This window comes from Sphaerisporangium sp. NPDC049003, from assembly GCF_043197795.1.
Taxonomy (GTDB): Bacteria; Actinomycetota; Actinomycetes; order Streptosporangiales; family Streptosporangiaceae; genus Sphaerisporangium.
In genome coordinates, this window is the sequence record NZ_JBICTU010000005.1 from 185,207 (window position 1) to 202,353 (window position 17,147).

Annotated in this window: 15 protein-coding genes; 10 read left to right on the top strand and 5 right to left on the bottom strand. The window is 71.2% G+C overall.

Annotated elements, in window-relative coordinates; translation table 11 throughout:
- The first annotated feature begins 57 nt into the window (after window positions 1-57).
- The 3 genes from ACGFIV_RS07385 (at window position 58) to ACGFIV_RS07395 (ending at window position 4,505) form a co-directional block, all read left to right on the top strand.
- Window positions 58-2,328, top strand: a complete 2,271-nt coding sequence (locus ACGFIV_RS07385) for a ribonucleoside-diphosphate reductase subunit alpha (RefSeq protein WP_392832855.1) — start codon at window positions 58-60, stop codon at window positions 2,326-2,328.
- Entirely contained in the window at window positions 2,328-3,323 is a 996-nt protein-coding gene (locus tag ACGFIV_RS07390; RefSeq protein ID WP_358546028.1) for a ribonucleotide-diphosphate reductase subunit beta, read from the top strand. Before ACGFIV_RS07385 ends, ACGFIV_RS07390 begins: the two co-directional genes overlap by 1 nt.
- A 63-nt stretch (window positions 3,324-3,386) precedes the next feature.
- Window positions 3,387-4,505: a mechanosensitive ion channel domain-containing protein gene (locus ACGFIV_RS07395; protein WP_358546027.1), complete on the top strand. Its 1,119-nt coding sequence runs from the start codon at window positions 3,387-3,389 to the stop codon at window positions 4,503-4,505.
- Between the two features lie 20 nt (window positions 4,506-4,525).
- Here the strand turns inward: ACGFIV_RS07395 and ACGFIV_RS07400 are convergent, their stop codons facing one another.
- The 3 genes from ACGFIV_RS07400 to glgC all read right to left on the bottom strand — a co-directional run bounded on the left by ACGFIV_RS07400 (window position 4,526) and on the right by glgC (window position 7,814).
- Window positions 4,526-6,097 (bottom strand): hypothetical protein, encoded by a 1,572-nt coding sequence (locus ACGFIV_RS07400; protein WP_358546025.1) that lies wholly within the window; start codon window positions 6,095-6,097, stop codon window positions 4,526-4,528.
- Between the two features lie 82 nt (window positions 6,098-6,179).
- A complete protein-coding gene (locus tag ACGFIV_RS07405; protein WP_358546023.1) occupies window positions 6,180-6,494 on the bottom strand; it encodes a DUF5709 domain-containing protein in 315 nt (104 codons plus the stop codon).
- 84 nt (window positions 6,495-6,578) lie between these two features.
- Window positions 6,579-7,814, bottom strand: coding sequence for a glucose-1-phosphate adenylyltransferase (gene glgC / locus ACGFIV_RS07410; RefSeq protein ID WP_358546022.1), 1,236 nt, complete (start codon window positions 7,812-7,814; stop codon window positions 6,579-6,581).
- Between the two features lie 67 nt (window positions 7,815-7,881).
- Between glgC and glgA the strand changes: the two genes are divergently transcribed.
- From glgA to pgeF, 3 genes are all read left to right on the top strand, one after another.
- The gene (gene glgA, locus ACGFIV_RS07415) at window positions 7,882-9,090 is read left to right on the top strand and encodes a glycogen synthase (protein ID WP_358546019.1); all 1,209 of its coding nucleotides are present in this window, start codon (window positions 7,882-7,884) and stop codon (window positions 9,088-9,090) included.
- The gene (locus ACGFIV_RS07420) at window positions 9,087-9,650 is read left to right on the top strand and encodes a DUF4232 domain-containing protein (protein WP_358546017.1); all 564 of its coding nucleotides are present in this window, start codon (window positions 9,087-9,089) and stop codon (window positions 9,648-9,650) included. The genes glgA and ACGFIV_RS07420 overlap by 4 nt, the downstream gene beginning before the upstream one ends.
- 65 nt (window positions 9,651-9,715) lie before the next feature.
- The gene (gene pgeF, locus ACGFIV_RS07425) at window positions 9,716-10,408 is read left to right on the top strand and encodes a peptidoglycan editing factor PgeF (protein WP_358546047.1); all 693 of its coding nucleotides are present in this window, start codon (window positions 9,716-9,718) and stop codon (window positions 10,406-10,408) included.
- Here the strand turns inward: pgeF and ACGFIV_RS07430 are convergent.
- Window positions 10,402-11,733, bottom strand: coding sequence for an acyltransferase (locus ACGFIV_RS07430; RefSeq protein ID WP_358546015.1), 1,332 nt, complete (start codon window positions 11,731-11,733; stop codon window positions 10,402-10,404). The genes pgeF and ACGFIV_RS07430 overlap by 7 nt on opposite strands.
- Before the next feature lie 210 nt (window positions 11,734-11,943).
- On the opposite strand from ACGFIV_RS07430, the gene ACGFIV_RS07435 reads away from it, so the two are divergent.
- Both ACGFIV_RS07435 and ACGFIV_RS07440 read left to right on the top strand, forming a co-directional pair.
- A complete protein-coding gene (locus ACGFIV_RS07435; protein ID WP_358546012.1) occupies window positions 11,944-13,191 on the top strand; it encodes a sensor domain-containing protein in 1,248 nt (415 codons plus the stop codon).
- Window positions 13,182-13,829, top strand: coding sequence for a response regulator transcription factor (locus tag ACGFIV_RS07440; protein WP_358546009.1), 648 nt, complete (start codon window positions 13,182-13,184; stop codon window positions 13,827-13,829). The genes ACGFIV_RS07435 and ACGFIV_RS07440 overlap by 10 nt, the downstream gene beginning before the upstream one ends.
- Before the next feature lie 9 nt (window positions 13,830-13,838).
- Here the strand turns inward: ACGFIV_RS07440 and ACGFIV_RS07445 are convergent, their stop codons facing one another.
- Window positions 13,839-14,585 carry a GNAT family N-acetyltransferase gene (locus tag ACGFIV_RS07445; protein ID WP_358546007.1) on the bottom strand — a complete coding sequence of 249 codons (747 nt, stop codon included), beginning with the start codon at window positions 14,583-14,585 and terminating at the stop codon, window positions 13,839-13,841.
- A 329-nt stretch (window positions 14,586-14,914) separates the two neighbouring features.
- On the opposite strand from ACGFIV_RS07445, the gene ACGFIV_RS07450 reads away from it, so the two are divergent.
- Complete coding sequence (locus ACGFIV_RS07450) at window positions 14,915-15,619, top strand: hypothetical protein (RefSeq protein WP_358546005.1); 705 nt, start codon at window positions 14,915-14,917, stop codon at window positions 15,617-15,619.
- Window positions 15,616-17,103 carry an NADH-ubiquinone oxidoreductase-F iron-sulfur binding region domain-containing protein gene (locus ACGFIV_RS07455; RefSeq protein ID WP_358546003.1) on the top strand — a complete coding sequence of 496 codons (1,488 nt, stop codon included), beginning with the start codon at window positions 15,616-15,618 and terminating at the stop codon, window positions 17,101-17,103. The genes ACGFIV_RS07450 and ACGFIV_RS07455 overlap by 4 nt, the downstream gene beginning before the upstream one ends.
- Window positions 17,104-17,147: the final 44 nt, after the last annotated feature.

The window sequence follows — 17,147 nt, forward strand, 5'->3', positions numbered from 1 at the left end:
GTCGTGCTCCGACGCGTGCCCTCCTTGCGGGGATTCGAGCGCAACGAGGGAGAGCACGTGACCGTGACACGCGATTTGCCACTGCCGTACCAGACCGGGGACAGGCGCCTTGCCATCGAGGAGGCCGCCGCCCGGGTCGTCACCGATCCCGCCAACTCCCGGATCGCCGCCGGGCTGCTGGCCGAGGAGATCGCGGACGAGGCGGCGGCGCACGGCGTGCGGACGTTCTCGGAGTCGATCGCCGCCACGCACGCGGCGGGGCTGATCCAGGATGAGCTGGCCGAGTTCGTGCGGGCCAACGCGGACGTGCTGGACGAGCTGGTCGACCCCGAGGGCGACGCGCGTTTCGAGTACTTCGGGCTGCGCACCGTCTACGACCGCTACCTGCTGCGCCACCCCGTCACGCGCGGCGTGCTGGAGGCGCCTCAGCACTTCTTCCTGCGCGTGGCCTGCGGGCTCGCCGGCACGGTGGCCGAGGCCGCGGAGCTCTACCGGCTGATCTCCACGCTGTCGTACCTGCCCAGTTCGCCGACATTGTTCAACTCCGGGGCGCGGCGCCCGCAACTGTCGTCGTGCTTCCTTCTCGACTCGCCCCGCGACGAGCTGGAGGCCATCTACGAGCGGTACGGCCAGATCGCGCGCCTGTCGAAGTACGCCGGGGGGATCGGGGTCTCCTGGACCCGCGTCCGGTCGCGCGGCTCGCTCATCCGGGGGACCAACGGTCACTCCAACGGCATCGTGCCCTGGCTGCGCACGCTCGACTCCAGCGTCGCGGCGGTGAACCAGGGCGGGCGGCGCAAGGGCGCGGCCTGCGTCTACCTCGAACCGTGGCACGCCGACGTCGAGGAGTTCCTGGAGCTGCGCGACAACACCGGCGAGGACGCCCGCCGCACCCACAACCTCAACCTGGCGAACTGGATCCCCGACGAGTTCATGCGCCGCGTCGAGGACGACGGCGTCTGGTCGCTGTTCGACCCCAAGGCCGTCCCCGAGCTGGTCGACCTGTGGGGCGAGGAGTTCGACGCCAGGTACCGCGAGGCGGAGGAGGCCGGGCTCTACGTCCGCCAGCTCCCCGCGAGGACCCTGTACGGCCGCATGATGCGCACCCTCGCGCAGACGGGCAACGGCTGGATGACGTTCAAGGACGCCGCCAACCGGGCCTCCAACCAGACGGCCAGGCCCGGGAACGTCATCCACCTGTCCAACCTGTGCACCGAGATCCTTGAGGTGACCAGCGACGCCGAGACGGCCGTGTGCAACCTCGGCTCGGTCAACCTCGCCGCGCACCTGGTGGACGGCGGGGTCGACTGGGCCCGGCTGCGCTCCACGGTGGCGACGGCCGTCCGCTTCCTCGACCGGTCCATCGACCGGGGCTTCTACCCCACACCCGAGGCGGAGGCCGCCAACCTGCGCTGGCGGCCGATCGGCCTCGGCGTGATGGGCCTCGCCGACGTCTTCTTCTCGCTGCGGCTTCCCTTCGACTCGCCGGAGGCGCTCGCGCTGTCCACGCGGATCGCCGAGGAGATGGCGCTCGCCGCCTACTGGGCGTCCGCGAGCCTCGCCGAGGCGCACGGGGCGCATCCGTCGTACGCCGACACGCGCGCGGCCGGGGGAGTCCTGCACCTCGACCACTTCCCGGCGGCGAACCCGGTACACCCCGCCGAGTGGGCGGAGCTGCGCGAGCGCGTCGCGGTCACCGGGCTGCGCAACTCGCTGCTCCTGGCCGTCGCCCCCACGGCGACCATCGCCTCGATCGCCGGATGCTACGAGTGCGTCGAGCCGCAGGTGTCCAACGTCTTCAAGCGCGAGACGCTCTCGGGTGAGTTCCTGCAGGTCAACCGCTACCTGGTCCGCGATCTGCAGGAGCGCGGGCTGTGGACGCCGCAGGTCAGGGACGCGGTCAAGCGCGCCGACGGGTCCGTGGGCGAGATCGCCTCGGTTCCCGAGGACCTCAAGGCCCTGTACCGCACCGCCTGGGAGCTGCCGCAGAAGGCGCTGATCGACCTGGCCGCCGCGCGGCAGCCGTACATCGACCAGTCGCAGTCCCTCAACCTCTTCATGGCCACCCCGACCATCGGCAAGCTGTCGTCGATGTACGCCTATGCGTGGCGGTCCGGGCTGAAGACCACGTACTACCTGCGCTCGCGTCCGGCGACGCGCATAGCGCAGACCACCGTGGCCGCCGAGTCCACGGCAGGCTCCCCGTCGGCGTCCCCGTCGCCGTCCGCGCGCGGCGCGGACTCCGTCCAGACGTTCGAGGTCGTGCCCGACCTCGCGGCCGTCGCGTGTTCCCTCGAAAACCCCGAGATCTGTGAGGCCTGCCAGTGATGCTGCTCGACCCCGGAATGGACCTGACGCTGCGGCCGATGCGGTACCCCGAGTTCTACGAGCGGTACAGGGCCGCGATCCGCAACACCTGGACGGTCGAGGAGGTGGACCTCCAGTCCGACCTCGCCGACCTCGCGAAGATGAGCCCGGGGGAGCGGCACCTGATCAACCGCCTGGTGGCGTTCTTCGCGACCGGCGACTCGATCGTGGCCAACAACCTGGTGCTGAACCTGTACCAGCACGTCAACGCCCCCGAGGCGCGGCTGTACCTCTCACGGCAGCTCTTCGAGGAGGCCGTGCACGTGCAGTTCTACCTCACGCTGCTGGACACCTACCTCCCCGACCACGACGAGCGGGCCAAGGCGTTCGCGGCGATCGAGCACATCCCGTCGATCAGGGACAAGGCGGAGTTCTGCTTCCGGTGGATCGACTCGATCAACGGGCTCAGCCGCCTCGCGACCCGGCAGGACCGCGGGGCCTTCCTGCTCAACCTGATCTGCTTCGCCGCCTGCATCGAGGGCCTGTTCTTCTACGGCGCCTTCGCCTACGTGTACTGGCTGCGCTCGCGCGGCCTGCTGGGCGGGCTGGCGACCGGGACGAACTGGGTGTTCCGCGACGAGTCCATGCACATGGAGTTCGCCTTCTCGGTGGTGGACACCGTGCGGGCGGAGGAGCCGGATCTCTTCGACGACGAGCTGGGCGCCCAGGTGACCCGGATGATCGAGGAGGCGGTCGCCGCCGAGCTGGCGTTCGCCCGTGACCTGTGCGGCGAGGGCCTCGCCGGCATGAGCGCGGACCAGATGCGCGAGTACCTCCAGTACGTCGCCGACCGGCGCCTGGTGCGGCTCGGGCTGCCCATCCGGTACGGCACGGCCAACCCGTTCGCCTTCATGGAGCTCCAGGACGTGCAGGAGCTGGCGAACTTCTTCGAGCGCAGGGTGTCCGCCTACCAGGTGGCGGTGGAGGGCACGGTGAGCTTCGACGAGGTGTTCTGAGCCAATCTGATTTCCCCCAACCGATGGCACACGGTAGGAAAGACGACGAAGGAGGCGCCGTCCGTGTCATCAGCAGTCAATTGGGTTGTCCTTGTGCTCGTCGTGGTGGCGGCCATCGTGGCGGTGGAGCTGCTCAGGCGGCTGCTCAGATCCCGTCGCGTCAACGGCCGCTTCTCGCTGGCGGGCCCGATCGTCGAGCGGTGCACGTGGCCGGGGTTCGCCACGGCGGGCCTGGTCGCGTTCAACACCGGATTCGCGCCGGGCATGACCGGCGAGGACGCCTCCTACGCGGTGGAGCAGGGCGTCACCGTGCTGCTGATCGCGACCGTGGCCTGGCTGGTCATCCAGGCCGCGTACGCGGTGACGGACGTGGTGCTGGCGCGGCTCGGGACGATCGAGGGCGACGGCAACCGCAGGGCGCGCCGCATCCGCACGCAGATCACCCTCGTACGGCGGGTGGCCGCCGCCGTCATGATCGTGGTGGCCGCGGGGGCGATGCTGTTCAGCTTCCCGTCCGTGCGGGCTCTCGGCGCCGGGCTGCTGGCCTCGGCCGGGATCGCCGGCGTGGTGGCGGGCATCGCCGCGCAGTCCACGCTGAGCAACCTCATCGCCGGGTTGCAGCTCGCCTTCAGCGACGCCATCCGGCTGGACGACGCCGTGGTGGTCGGCGGCGAGTGGGGCCGGATCGAGGAGCTGACGCTGACCTACGTCGTCGTGCGGCTCTGGGACGAGCGCCGGCTCATCCTGCCGGTCTCGCACTTCACCACCACCCCCTTCGAGAACTGGACCCGCTACGAGAGCCGCGTCGTCGGGCACGTGATGCTGTACGTCGACTGGTCGGTGCCCGTCGAGGAGATCAGGGCGGAGCTGTACCGGCGGCTGCGCGAGCATCCGCTGTGGGACCAGAAGGACTGGACCCTCCAGGTGACCGGCATCCAGCCCAACGGCGTGGTGGAGCTGCGGGCGCTGATGAGCGCCTCCGACGCGCCGAGCGTGTGGGATCTGAAGTGCGACATGCGCGAGCACCTGATCGCCTACATCCGGGAGAACCACCCCGAGGCGCTGCCGCGTCTGCGCGTGGAGGACCTCCCGGGCGAACGGCCCGCCCGCTCCCGCGCGGAGAAGACCGCCGGTCCCCGCCTGGAGAACCTCACCGGACGCGCGGCGGGCCCTGGGGTCTGAGGTGGGCGCCGGTCGGCCGCTCAGTTGTTCGACGGCCTGAGCACGCGGGTGCCGCCCGCGATCAGCGCCGTGGCGAGGATCCAGCCCGACGCGATGAGGATGTTCGCCAGCCACTGCGTCCATCCCACGGGTTCCCAGGCGCCCCGCTGCTCGAAGACGCTCACCGGGACCAGCAGGTCGAGCGTGTAGGGGAAGGGGTGGAAGATCCGCCGCTCGTCCAGCCCCACCTGGGCGGGGGGATGGGTGGCGAAGACGGCCGTCCCGACGGTGAGCAGGAGGCCGAACCACACCCCGGCCAGCCAGGGGCGGTGCCCGTACCCGACGACCAGGTCGAGCAGGTAGCCCGCGAGCCGTCCCGGGAAGCGCATCGTGGAGCGCCGGGCCCGCTGCTTGGCGAGCAGGACCCCGCGCGCGTCCTGGTCGTGGCCGATCCTGCGGTACCACGCGGCGAGCTGCTCGTAGGGCTGCGGCCGGTAGCCCTGCGGGTCACGGGCCACCCAGGCCAGGCGGTCCGCGAGCGAGGTGCCGCCCCGCAGCGACTCGAAGGTGAGCCCGTTGAGGCGGACGTGCCCGGGGTAGGCGTCGGGGTGGTCGAGCAGGACGCCGATCCGCGAGTAGCCGAGGTTGATCTCGCCCTGTACCGACTCCGGGCGCAGGATGAGCTCGTCGACCTGCATGTGGCTGAGGTGCAGGCAGCGGACCGGGGCGCTCACCACGGCCCGGTCGAAGGAGAGCACTCCGGTCACCCGCGCCCCGCGCAGCCGTACGGTGCCCTCGGCGGTGAAGCCGGCGCTGAACTCCGCGCTGGACGCGTGCATGTGGTCGGCGTACACGGCGAGGGGGCCGGTGCCCTTGATCACCGCGCGCTGGAGGTAGAGGCCGCTGTTGAAGCGGGCACCGATCAGCCTGAGGCCGCCGGTGGCCCGCAGGTCGCGGAAGAAGGCGCCGCCGTCCACGGTCAGGCCCCCGGCCCACAGCGCCCAGTGGTCCTGGTCCCAGCCCCGATCGCGCTTCTCAGCCTCGGTCACTGTCCGGCTCCTGTCCTCCTTGAAGCTCTCGGAGGCGACGGAGGCGGGCTGGTCCGGCGCGAACAGGTGGGTACGGCTGAGGCGGAACTGGCCGGCGATGTGGGCGTTGTCGAGCCGTACTCCCGCGCGGATCGTGCACGCGTCCAGCTCGAACAGCCCGTCGACCGTGCAGCGGGCCCCTCGGATGCGGCGGATGTCGCAGCCGCGGAAGCGCAGGCCCTTGGCGGTCGCGTCGGTGAGGGAGACGATGCCCGACAGGTGGCAGTTCAGCAGGTGGAGCTTCGTGGTGATCGTCGCGTCCGAGAGGTCGAGCTCGCCGACGACGCGGGCCCCGGCGAGGCGCAGCCCCGCCACCTGACCTGGCCCCGCGGGATGCGCTCCGAGCATGAGCGCGGTGATGAGGCCAGCGCGGACGGTCCGCTCTCGCCCCCACCGCGCACCCTGCGCGGGGTCGTCGCGCCCGGCGTCACCGGTGCGCAGGTCGACCCACGCGCCCGAGGGATAGGCGTCCCACACCTGACGTTCCGCCGGCGTCAGCCGCCAGAATGGCCGTGATCTCCGCACATCGGGACCTTAGCGCGAGATAGAGCGCTTCGGCCGGGCAAGCCTGATCAAGCGGGCAGAAACCCCGGAGGGTGCTCGCGTGCTAGTCGGGCTCGATGTGCATCGCCCGCTCTTCGGCGGAAAGGTCGCCGTCGTCCGGTCCGACCTCCTGGGCGTACTCCTCGGAGTCGACGTCCGCGTGGGCGCCCTCGTCCGGAGCGACGAGCCGGTGTTCCTCGCGGGGCACGCGACCGCGTTCGGGCGCCTCCTGCCACACCCGCCGTGAGATGCCGTTCCGATCGTCGGGATCGTCCTCGGCGATCTCATGGCCGATGGGCAGGTTGTCCGTCCATTCCTCTATCTCGGTCAACTGCGCGTCATCGCCCATGTCATCGGGTCCGCGCGTGGTTTCGGTCATACCTGATGCCATACCCCTATCTGGCAATATCTTGCCCTCCGGCGGCCGTGAAATCGCTCGCCAGATCCTCAAGGGCTCGGGGGGTCACCTCTCGACGACCTCGTTCTTGCCGATCACGACCACGCCCTCCCTCGTCACGGCGAACCGGGAGCGGTCGTGTTCGAGGTCGAGCCCGATCCGGGCGCCGTCCGGGATGACCACGTTCTTGTCGATGATCGCCCGCCGGACGATGGCGCCCCTGCCGACCTTGACGGACCCCATGAGGACCGAGTCCTCGACCTGGGAGTGGGAGTGCAGCACGACCCCGGGAGACAGGATGGACCGCGAGGCCACGCCCCCCGAGACGATCACGCCGGGCGAGACGAGCGAGTCGACGGCGTGCCCCACGCGGTCGCCGTCGTTGTGCACGAACTTGGCGGGCGGCAGCGGGTCGTGGCCGGTGTAGATCGGCCAGCGGTCGTTGTAGAGGTTGAACACCGGGTGTACCGAGACCAGGTCCATGTGCGCGTCGTAGTACGCGTCGAGGGTGCCGACGTCGCGCCAGTAGCCCTTGTCGCGCTCGGTGGAGCCGGGCACGACGTTGTGGGCGAAGTCGTACACCTGCGCGCCGCCCGACTTCACGAACATCGGGATGATGTTGCCGCCCAGGTCGTGCTTGCTGCTGGGGTCGAGCGCGTCCTCCCTCAGCGCGTCGATCATCGCCTGGGTCCTGAAGACGTAGTTGCCCATCGAGGCGTAGACCTGGTCGGGGGCGTCCGGCAGGCCGATGGCGTCGGTGGGCTTCTCGCGGAACGCCACGATCCTGTGCCCGGCCGGGTCGGTCTCGATCACGCCGAACTGGTCGGCCAGCGACAGGGGCTGGCGGATCGCCGCGACGGTGACGTCGGCGCCGGACTCGATGTGCTGCTGGACCATCTGCTGGGGGTCCATGCGGTAGATGTGGTCGGCGCCGAAGACGATGCAGTGCTCGGGCAGCTCGTCGTAGATGAGGTTGAGGTTCTGGAAGAGCGCGTCGGCCGACCCGGCGAACCAGCGCGGGCCGAGCCGCTGCTGCGCCGGCACCGGTGTGACGTAGTTGCCCAGCATGGTCGACATCCGCCAGGTGCGCGTGACGTGCCTGTCGAGGCTGTGGCTCTTGTACTGGGTCAGGACGACGATCTTGAGGTAGCCGCCGTTGGTCAGGTTCGACAGGACGAAGTCGACCAGGCGGTAGATTCCTCCGAAGGGCACCGCCGGCTTGGCACGGTCGGCTGTGAGCGGCATCAGCCGCTTCCCCTCGCCACCGGCCAGCACGATAGCGAGGATTCTGGGCGTCGTCATGAGAGGACGTTACCCGGCTTTACCCTGCTAAACCTGCCGAAACACCGCCAAACGCTAAGGTTTATCCATGCGTGTTGATCTACTGAGCCGTGAGTACCCGCCCGAGGTGTACGGCGGAGCCGGGGTCCATGTCGAGTATCTCGCCAGGGAGTTGCGGAGCCTGGCCGACGTGCGGGTCCGGTGCTTCGGGGCCCGGCGCGACGAGGGCGGCGTGGACGCCTACCGCGTCCCCGGCGGCCTGGAGACCGCGAACCCGGCGCTCCAGGTGCTCGGCGTCGACCTGGAGATGGCGTCGGCGTGCGAGGGGGCCGATGTGGTCCACAGCCACACCTGGTACGCCAACTTCGCGGGTCACGTCGCCAAGATGCTGTACGGCACGCCGCACGTGGTCACGACCCACAGCCTTGAGCCCCTGCGCCCGTGGAAGGCCGAGCAGCTCGGCGGCGGCTACACCCTGTCCTCCTGGGCCGAGCGCACCGCCCTCCTCGGCGCGGACGCGGTGATCGCGGTGTCCGAGGGCATGCGGCGCGACGTGCTCACCTGCTACCCGGAGATCGCGCCCGACCGCGTGACCGTGATCCACAACGGCATCGACACGGGCGAGTACGCGCCTGACCGGGAAACCGGCGTCCTGCTCGCGCACGGCATCGACCCCGCCAGGCCGTACGTGGTCTTCGTCGGGCGCATCACCCGGCAGAAGGGCTTGGTCCACCTGCTCCGCGCGGCGCGGTCCTTCGCCCCGGACGCCCAGCTCGTGCTGTGCGCGGGCGCGCCCGACACCCCGGAGATCGCCGCCGAGGTCGCCGGGCTGGTCGAGGAGCTGCGCGGGAGCAGGGCCGGGGTGGTGTGGATCTCCGAGATGCTGCCGAGGACCGAGGTCATCCAGATCCTCACCCACGCCACCGTCTTCGTGTGCCCGTCGGTGTACGAGCCGATGGGCATCGTGAACCTGGAGGCCATGGCCTGCGAGACCGCCGTCGTGGCCACCGCCACCGGCGGGATCCCCGAGGTCGTCGCCGACGGCTCGACCGGCCTGCTCGTCCCCATCGACCAGGGGACCGACGGCGAGCCGCACGATCCGGAGGAGTTCGCGGACGCCATCGCCCAGCGGGTCAACGCCGTGCTGTCCGACCCCGAACTGGCCGCCTCGATGGGCAAGGCGGGGCGCCGGCGTGCCGTCGAGCACTTCTCCTGGCCCGCCATCGCCGCCCGCACCCAGGCGCTCTACGACAGCCTCAGAACAAATGCCGCGCAAGGTGCGTCTAACACGGTATGAAGCCATCCAACAACGCCAGACGTCTCGCCTTCGTGTCGGCCGTGGTGGCGGGTGTGGTGACCGTGTCGGCCGCGGCCGGTTCCTCCGCGGGGTCCTCTACGGCCACGGCCGGTTCCTCCGCGGGGTCCTCCACGGTCGCGGCCGCGGCCGGGCGGTGCCACACGGGTTCGCTCGCGGCGCGCGTCGGCGCCGTCTCGCCCGGCGCCGGGCAGCGGTACGCCCCTCTGGTGCTCACCAACAAATCCGCCAGGACCTGCTGGGTGTACGGCTACGTCGGCCTGATCATGATCGACGGCAGGGGCGACGTGCTGCGCACCAGGACACGCAGGGACGGGACCCAGCCGCGCCGGATCACCCTCCGGCCGGGAGCCGGGGCCTACGCCAAGACGCACTGGACCGTGGTGCCGACCGGGCGCGAGACCCGGTGCCCGGAGTCCGCACGGCTGATCATCCTGCCGCCCGACGAGGTCGACGCGCACCTGGAGATCCCCTTCAAGGCCGCCCCCTGCGACGACGGACGCCTCGACGTCTCCCCGATGGCCGCCGGCACCCACCTGTAGCCAGCGGTGATCATGGAGCCCGCGCTGGGTAAACTGGCGGCGTGCTTGCGATCGACCGGGTCAGGATGGCGTTCACCGACCGTCACGGAGGGGTGAGCGCCGGGCCGTACGGCACGCGCAACCTCGGCGGGTCGGTCGGCGACGATCCCGCGGCCGTCACGGAGAACCGCGCGCGCACCGCGAAGGAGCTCGGGCTCGACCCCGGCGAGGTCGTGTTCATGCGGCAGGTCCACGGCCGCGACGTGAGCTACGCGGCCGGGCCCTTCGGAGCCGACCCGCCCTCGCTGGACGGCGTCTTCACCGACCGGCCGGGCCTCGGGCTCGCCGTGCTCGCGGCCGACTGCGCGCCCGTCCTGCTCGCCGACCCCGTCGCGGGCCTGGTCGGCGGGGCGCACTCGGGCCGGGCCGGTACGGCGGCCGGCGTGGTGACCGCGCTGGTGGAGGCGATGCGCTCGCACGGGGCCGCCGACCTGGTCGCGCTGGTCGGGCCGCTGGCGTGCGGCGCGTGCTACGAGGTGCCCGAGGAGCTGCGCCGGGAGGTGGCCGAGGTGCTGCCGGAGGCGTGGTCGGTCAGCCGCGCGGGCACTCCGGCGCTCGACCTGCGGGCGGGCATCGCCGCCCAGCTCGCGAGGGCCGGGGTGACCGACGTACGGCACGACGACCGCTGCACCATCGAGACGGCCGGCCTCTACTCCCATCGCAGGGAGCGGCTGACCGGCCGGTTCGCGGGCTACGTCTGGCTTTCCGCCGATCACTGAGCCGGGCGCCCGATCGGGGTGACCAGGGCGAGGCCGGTGACGATCGCGGCGCTTCCCAGCATCGGCGCCGCTCCCGGGGCGAAGCCGGTGACCGTCAGCGTGAGCAGCCCCGCTCCCGCCAGCCCCGCCGAAGAGACGGCCCTCACCCACCCCGGGGTCCCGTACGACGTGGCGGGCGGCTCCTCGAAGCGGGCGAACAGCCTGATCAGCGGCCGTACGACGAGCACCAGGGCGGCGAGCCAGATCGGCCATCCGGCCAGCCAGGCGCCGCCGCCGGGAGAGGGGGTCGCGATGCCCAGCCCCACGACCGCCACGCCCGCGACCACGAACAGCGCGCTCATGTGCCACAGGTAGACGGTCATCATGCGCGGCCCGGCCCAGGTCACGACCCGCTTGACGGCGGGCCTGGCGGCCAGCCGCAGGATGGCGGGGCGCAGGATCATCGCCAGCCCGATCTGCCCGCAGGCCACGGCCAGCAGCGCGACGGTTGGCGGGGCCATGTTGGACATCGCGGCGCCCGGCATCCCGATCATGCTGCCCGGATACGGCCCGAAGGCCACAAGGACGACGGCGGTGGCGAAACCGCCGGCCGCCATCAGCCGATACCCGCCCAGCCGGCCGCTCGCGTAGAGGAATCCGAGCTGGTGTACCGCCAGCCAGACGAGCCCGACGTTGAGGAACCCGGCCGCCTCCGGCCCGGTGAACCTCACCACGTCCACCACGACCGCCCCCGCGGCCAGCGCGGCGGGGACGCGCCATCCGTACCGCTCACCGAGCCGGAGCAGGACCGGGGTGAGGACCACCGCGAGGAGGTAGATGGCGAGGAACCACAGCAGCTGCCCGGCCAGGCGGGCGGCCGTCTCCACCGGCTGTCCGGGCAGGCCGAGGGCGAGCAGCACGTGGGGGAGGGGGATCCACACCACCGCCAGCGGGAGCACCGGCCAGGCCAGGCGGCGGACGCGGCCCGCGAGCCAGAGCGGCTCGCCGCCCCCGCGTTCCAGGTGCGACCGGTGGCTGATCGCGTTGGCGGCCCCGCCCGCGAAGAAGACCAGGGGCATCACCTGGCTGATCCAGGTGATGGCGAACGCTCCGGGCGCGGTGAACGCGTTGCCCGTGGTGATTCGGCCCTCAGCGTAGGACAGGACCGGGATGCTCCAGTGCTCCAGCACCACGACGGCGATGCCGAAAAGCCGGAGCAGGTCGATGAAAACGTCGCGTCCGGGCCGCCCGTGGCGCGCGGGGGCGGAGGCGGGGCGGGTGACGCCTCCGCCGGTCACCTCGGCCTGGGGAGGCGCGATCGGGGGTCTGTCGAGCAGTGCAGGCACGGCGCACCTCGTATCGTCAGGGGGGAGCCACGGGAAATCAGGGGAAATCCGATGACCCGAGGCTCCCGCCGGAGGACATGCCGGCGCAGTGACGCATACGGGTGTCTTCAGGGGAGATCACATGACCGTTTCCGGTAGGGCTGGCCCTACCCCGGTGAGACCGGCGCACGGGGTCGAACGGGCCCCGTCGCGGCTCGTAGCTTGGTCGCCATGAGATCCCTCCTCAAGCACCTTGGCGCCGACACCCGTTACACCCTGCTCGGGTTACCCCTCGCCATCCTGAGCTTCAGCCTGCTGGTCGCCGGGTTCTCCGCGGGGCTCGGCACCGTCGTGGTCTGGATCGGGCTCCCCATCCTGTCCGTGACCATGTTGATCGCACGCGGTTTCGCCGACGTGGAGCGGCGCTGGCTCCCCGAGATCCTCGGCCGCCCGGTGGCCCGCCCCCGGTACAAGAAGCCCCCGGAGACGGCCGGGTGGGCACGCAGGCTGATCCAGCCGCTGGCCAACGGCCAGTCCTGGCTCGACCTGCTGCACGGCGTGGTGGTCTTCCCGATCGCGATCGTGACGTTCGTGGTGACCGTGACCTGGTGGGCGGTGACCGTGGCGGGCCTGCTGTACCCCTTGTACGGCTGGATCATCTCCAACATCCCCGGCAACACCCAGCTCCCCGAGCTGCTCGGGTTCGGCAGGGGCTACCTCACCGACAGTGCGTTCTACCTGGTCATCGGGGCGGTCTTCGCGATCACCCTTCCGGGGATCGTCAGGGGCGGGGCCCTGCTCCAGGCGGGGCTCGGCAGGGCCCTGCTCACCGGGGTGGCCGAGCTGCACGAGCGCATCGACGACCTCACCGAAGGACGAGCCGCCGCGGTGTCCGCCGAGGCCAGCGCCCTGCGCCGGCTGGAGCGGGACATCCACGACGGGCCGCAGCAGCGCCTGGTGTACCTCGCGATGGAGCTCTCCCGTGCCCAGCGCCAGCTCCAGAAGGACCCGGAGGGCGCTCACGCGACGCTGTCGGAGGCGATCACGGCCACCCGCGAGACGCTCGACGAGCTGCGGGCGCTGTCGCGGGGCATCGCCCCGCCGATCCTGAGCGACCGGGGGCTCGCCCCAGCGCTCGCCGCGCTCGCCGGTCGCTGCATCATCCCGGTCGAGCTCGACGTGCAGACCGTCGAGAGGTACACCGCCGTCGTCGAGAACTCCCTCTACTACGTGGCGGCCGAGACGCTGACCAACATCGGCAAGCACAGCAGGGCCGAGCTGTGCACGCTCGCGCTCAGCCGCGTGGGTGACACGCTGCTGCTCGCGATCGGCGATGATGGGGTCGGCGGCGCACACGTCGCCAAGGGCCACGGTCTTGCCGGTCTGGCCGATCGGCTGCGTGCCGTCGACGGCGAGCTGATCGTGCGGTCCCCGGCGGGCGGCCCGACATTGATCATTGCGGAGGTTCCGTGCGCGTAGTCGTGGCCGATGACGCCGTTCTCATCCGATCAGGCCTGGTGAGGCTGCTGGAGGAGTTCGGCTGCGAGGTGGTGGCCGCGGTGGGAGACGGCGACGCTCTGGTGAAGTCCGTCGCCGCCCACCGTCCCGACATCTCCGTGGTGGACGTCCGCATGCCGCCCAGCTTCACCGACGAGGGCCTGCGCGCCGCCGTCGAGGCCAGGCGCCGGGTCCCGGGCTCCCCGGTGATGATCCTCTCGCAGTACGTCGAGGTCTCCTACGCCGACGACCTGCTCGCCGACGCCCGGGGGGCGGTCGGCTACCTGCTGAAGGACCGGGTCGCCGACGTGGAGGAGTTCCTCGACGGGCTTCGCCGGGTGGCCTCCGGAGGCACCGTCTTCGACCCGCAGGTGGTGGCCCAGCTGATGGTCAGGCGTCGCAGAGACGATCCCCTCGGCTCCCTGACCCCGAGGGAGCGCGAGGTGCTCGGGCTGATGGCCGAGGGTAAGTCCAACCCCGCCGTCGGCCGCCAGCTCGTCATCACCGACGGGGCGGTGGAGAAGCACGTCAGGAGCATCTTCAACAAGCTCGGCCTGTACGCCGACGACGGCGACCAGCACCGCAGGGTGCTCGCCGTCCTCGCCTACCTGCGCTCCTGACCACCGGGGTCAGCCCGGGACGATCACGGTGATCGACGAGAACGTGTGACGGAACCCGAGGCGTTCGTACACGCGCCGCGCGGGGTTGCCGTCGCTCACGGCGAGGCCGAGCATGGGCAGGCCGTGCAGGGTGGCCAGAGCCAGGGCGCGGCGGAGCATGACGGCGCCGAGCCCGGCGAACCGCGGGTCGGGGGCGCGGAAGACGTCCAGGACCCACGGGCCGCCGAAGGGCGGACTCCCGTCGAGCTCGCCGACGACGACGCCCGCCGCCACCTGGCCCTCCCTCAGGAGCAGGCCGCCGCAGGGGAGCAGCCGGCCGTACGACCGACCGGCGAGCATCGGGGCGAGATCGCGCTCCAGCACGGTGGTGTCGTCGCCCGCGTTGTGGTCCGGATGCTCCGGCGGGTAGGCGCTCCGCCAGGCCGGGAAGACCTCCTCGGCCGGGACGGCGTCACAGGCGACCACGCCGTAGCCGGTCTCCGCCCATTCCGGCGGGGCGGGGTCGGCGCGCAGGTCGCGGGAGTAGACGTGGGCGTGGCGGAGGCGCCGCCCGCCGGCGGCCATCAGGCGCCGTCCGAGGTCCTCGTCGCCGGAGACGACCCAGCCCGCCATCTCGCGGAGGATGACCTCCACCGCTCCCGGCCCGAGCACCTCCGCGAGGTCGGCGTACGGACGCCCGGCGCGGGTGCCTTCGACATAGCTGAGTACCGGATGGCCCGCGGAATCGGTGATCGTGCGGCGGCTGAGAGTCTCCACGTCGTCAAACGTTAGAGCGGATCGCCGAGGTCAGGCCACTTGTTTTCGGGCGATAAGCGGTCGTCTAGCATTGCTTGTCTGATTTGTCCAGCAGTATTTACCCCGGATCGTGCAAAATTCAAGCGCGCCGAATTTCTGTAACGTTCTGGTACCAGCGGGGCTGCCGAGGCGCTAGTGTGATCGCGCGCGCAAATGTCCCGATAGATCCCGGTAGGCACCCAGCAGCACGTTGTCCGGTTTATGCCGGAACTGCGTTATCTGGCGGAGGACGGGATGAATCAAACGCGACATCGACGAGCTCCCCAACGGTCTCGATCACGGGCCCAATCGTGGTCGGACTGTTCACGTCCACGTCGCTTCTGGCGGGGACCGCTCTCCTCGGAGCATCGGTCCTCGTCGCAGTGCAGCAGTTCCTCATCTTCTATGCGGGGGTGTTCACTCTCCTTGGACTGACCGGGACGGTGGTGGTCGGACTGGCCGCCACCGATCGCTTGATCCTCGCGGTACGGCACCGTGTGTTCATGCAGGGCCTGCACAGGGGTTTCGCCGTCGTGGCGGTCGGCTCCCTGATCACCCACGTGGTCCTGCAGATAATGAGAGGGCGCGTGAACCCCGCCGACGCGTTCCTGCCGTTCGGCGGATCCGGCTTCGCGGTCGGGCTCGGCACCATCGCCTCCGACCTGATGATCCTGGTGGCGGCCACGGGCGCCTTCCGCGGGCGGTTCGTGGGCATCAAATGGCCCTGGCTGTGGCGGGCGCTGCACGTCACGGCCTACGTCTCCTGGCCCGTCTCCATCGTGCACGGGCTCACGGCGGGACGGCCCGCCGCCGACTGGGTGACCATGTGCTACGTCGGCTCCCTCGCCGCGGTCGCGCTCGCCGTGCTCGTACGGCTGGTCGTGACCGTCGGTCCCAAGGACGGCCCCGTCGCCGCCCGCCCCGCGAACATCGGCCGCAAGGCGGAGCAGATCCGCGTGGACGACGTCTTCGACGAGGAGTTCTGGGTGACGTTGAGAAAGGAGGTGCGGCGATGACCACGTACGGAGTCCAGGATGTGTTCCGGATCGGGCCAGGTCGCCTGACCGCCGGCCTCGACAGCTCGCCGAGGCTCGACTACGACACCCACCGGCGGGTACACGGTCACATGCCCCGGCTGCCGATCGACGACCTGATCGCGCTGGCCGAGCTCGGTGACCTGCGCGGTCGCGGCGGCGCGGGCTTCCCGTTCGCCCGCAAGCTCAGAGCCGTGATCGACTCGGCCGGTCGCCGGGGGGCGCCTATCACGGTGGTGGTCAACGCCACCGAGGGGGAGCCCGCGGCCCACAAGGACAAGGTGCTGCTCACCCGGGCCCCGCACCTGATCCTGGACGGCGCCGACCTGGTGGCCAGGGCGCTGTCCGCCGTGGAGATCGTCGTGGGCGTGGCCCACGGCGGTCCCGGCGAGCGCTCGCTGCTCAACGCCATCCACGAGCGGGGCATGACGGACACCGTCCGGGTGGTCCGCATGCCCGACCGCTTCATCTCCGGTGAGGGCGGGGCGCTGGTCCGCGGCATCAACGGCGAGCGGCCCATCCCGCCCGGACGCAAGGTCCGCTCCAGCGACAGCGGCGTGGGCGGGATGCCGACCATGCTGTCCAACGCCGAGACCTACGCGCAGCTCGCCCTGATGGCCATGCTGGGCGTCGACATGTACTCCTCGGTGGGCCTCGCCTCCGAGCCCGGAACGGTGCTGCTGAGCGTCACCGGCTCGGCGCGCCGTCCCGCCGTCGTGGAGACGCCCACCGGGGTACGGCTGCGCGAGGTGCTCGACCTGTGCGACGCCACCGTCGGACAGGGAGTCCTGCTCGGCGGCTACCACGGCAAGTGGATGTCGGCCGAGGCGGTAGAGCGGGCGGAGGTGTCCCGCGCCGGGTTCGAGGCCCTGGGCGGAGCGCTCGGCGCCGGCATCGTGGTGCCGCTCGGATGGGACTCCTGCCCGCTGGGCGAGACCGCCCGGGTCGCCAGGTACATGGCGGGCCAGAGCGCCGGGCAGTGCGGGCCGTGCTACATGGGCCTGCCCGACCTGGCGCAGGCGTTCGGAGCCCTGGCCGACGGCACCGGGCACATCGAGGCGGTGCAGCGCGCCGCCGCGACCATGAGGGGGCGGGGCGCCTGCGGCCACCCCGACGGCACCGCGCGGTTCGTGCTGTCGGCCATCGACGTCTTCGCCGAGGACATCATGACGCACGCGGCGTACGGCACCTGCGGCATGCCGGTGCGCGGTGTGCTGCCGCTGCCGGCCGAGCCCTCGTCCCGCGCCGCCGAGGCGCAGCTGATCCTCGACTGGGCACGGTGCGAGGGCCACGGCCTGTGCTCCCTGGTCATACCCGAGCTGATCAGGCTCGACCAGCACGGCTACCCCGTGGTCAGCACCGCGTCCGTACCGGGCCGGCTGGAAGGCGACGCGCGCAGGGCGATCGAGATGTGCCCCGCGCTCGCGCTCCGGCTCACCCCGGCCCCGACCGAGAGCAGGCGGTAGGACATAGAAAGGATGGCTGTGTCCTCATCGTCCCCGTGCCCGTC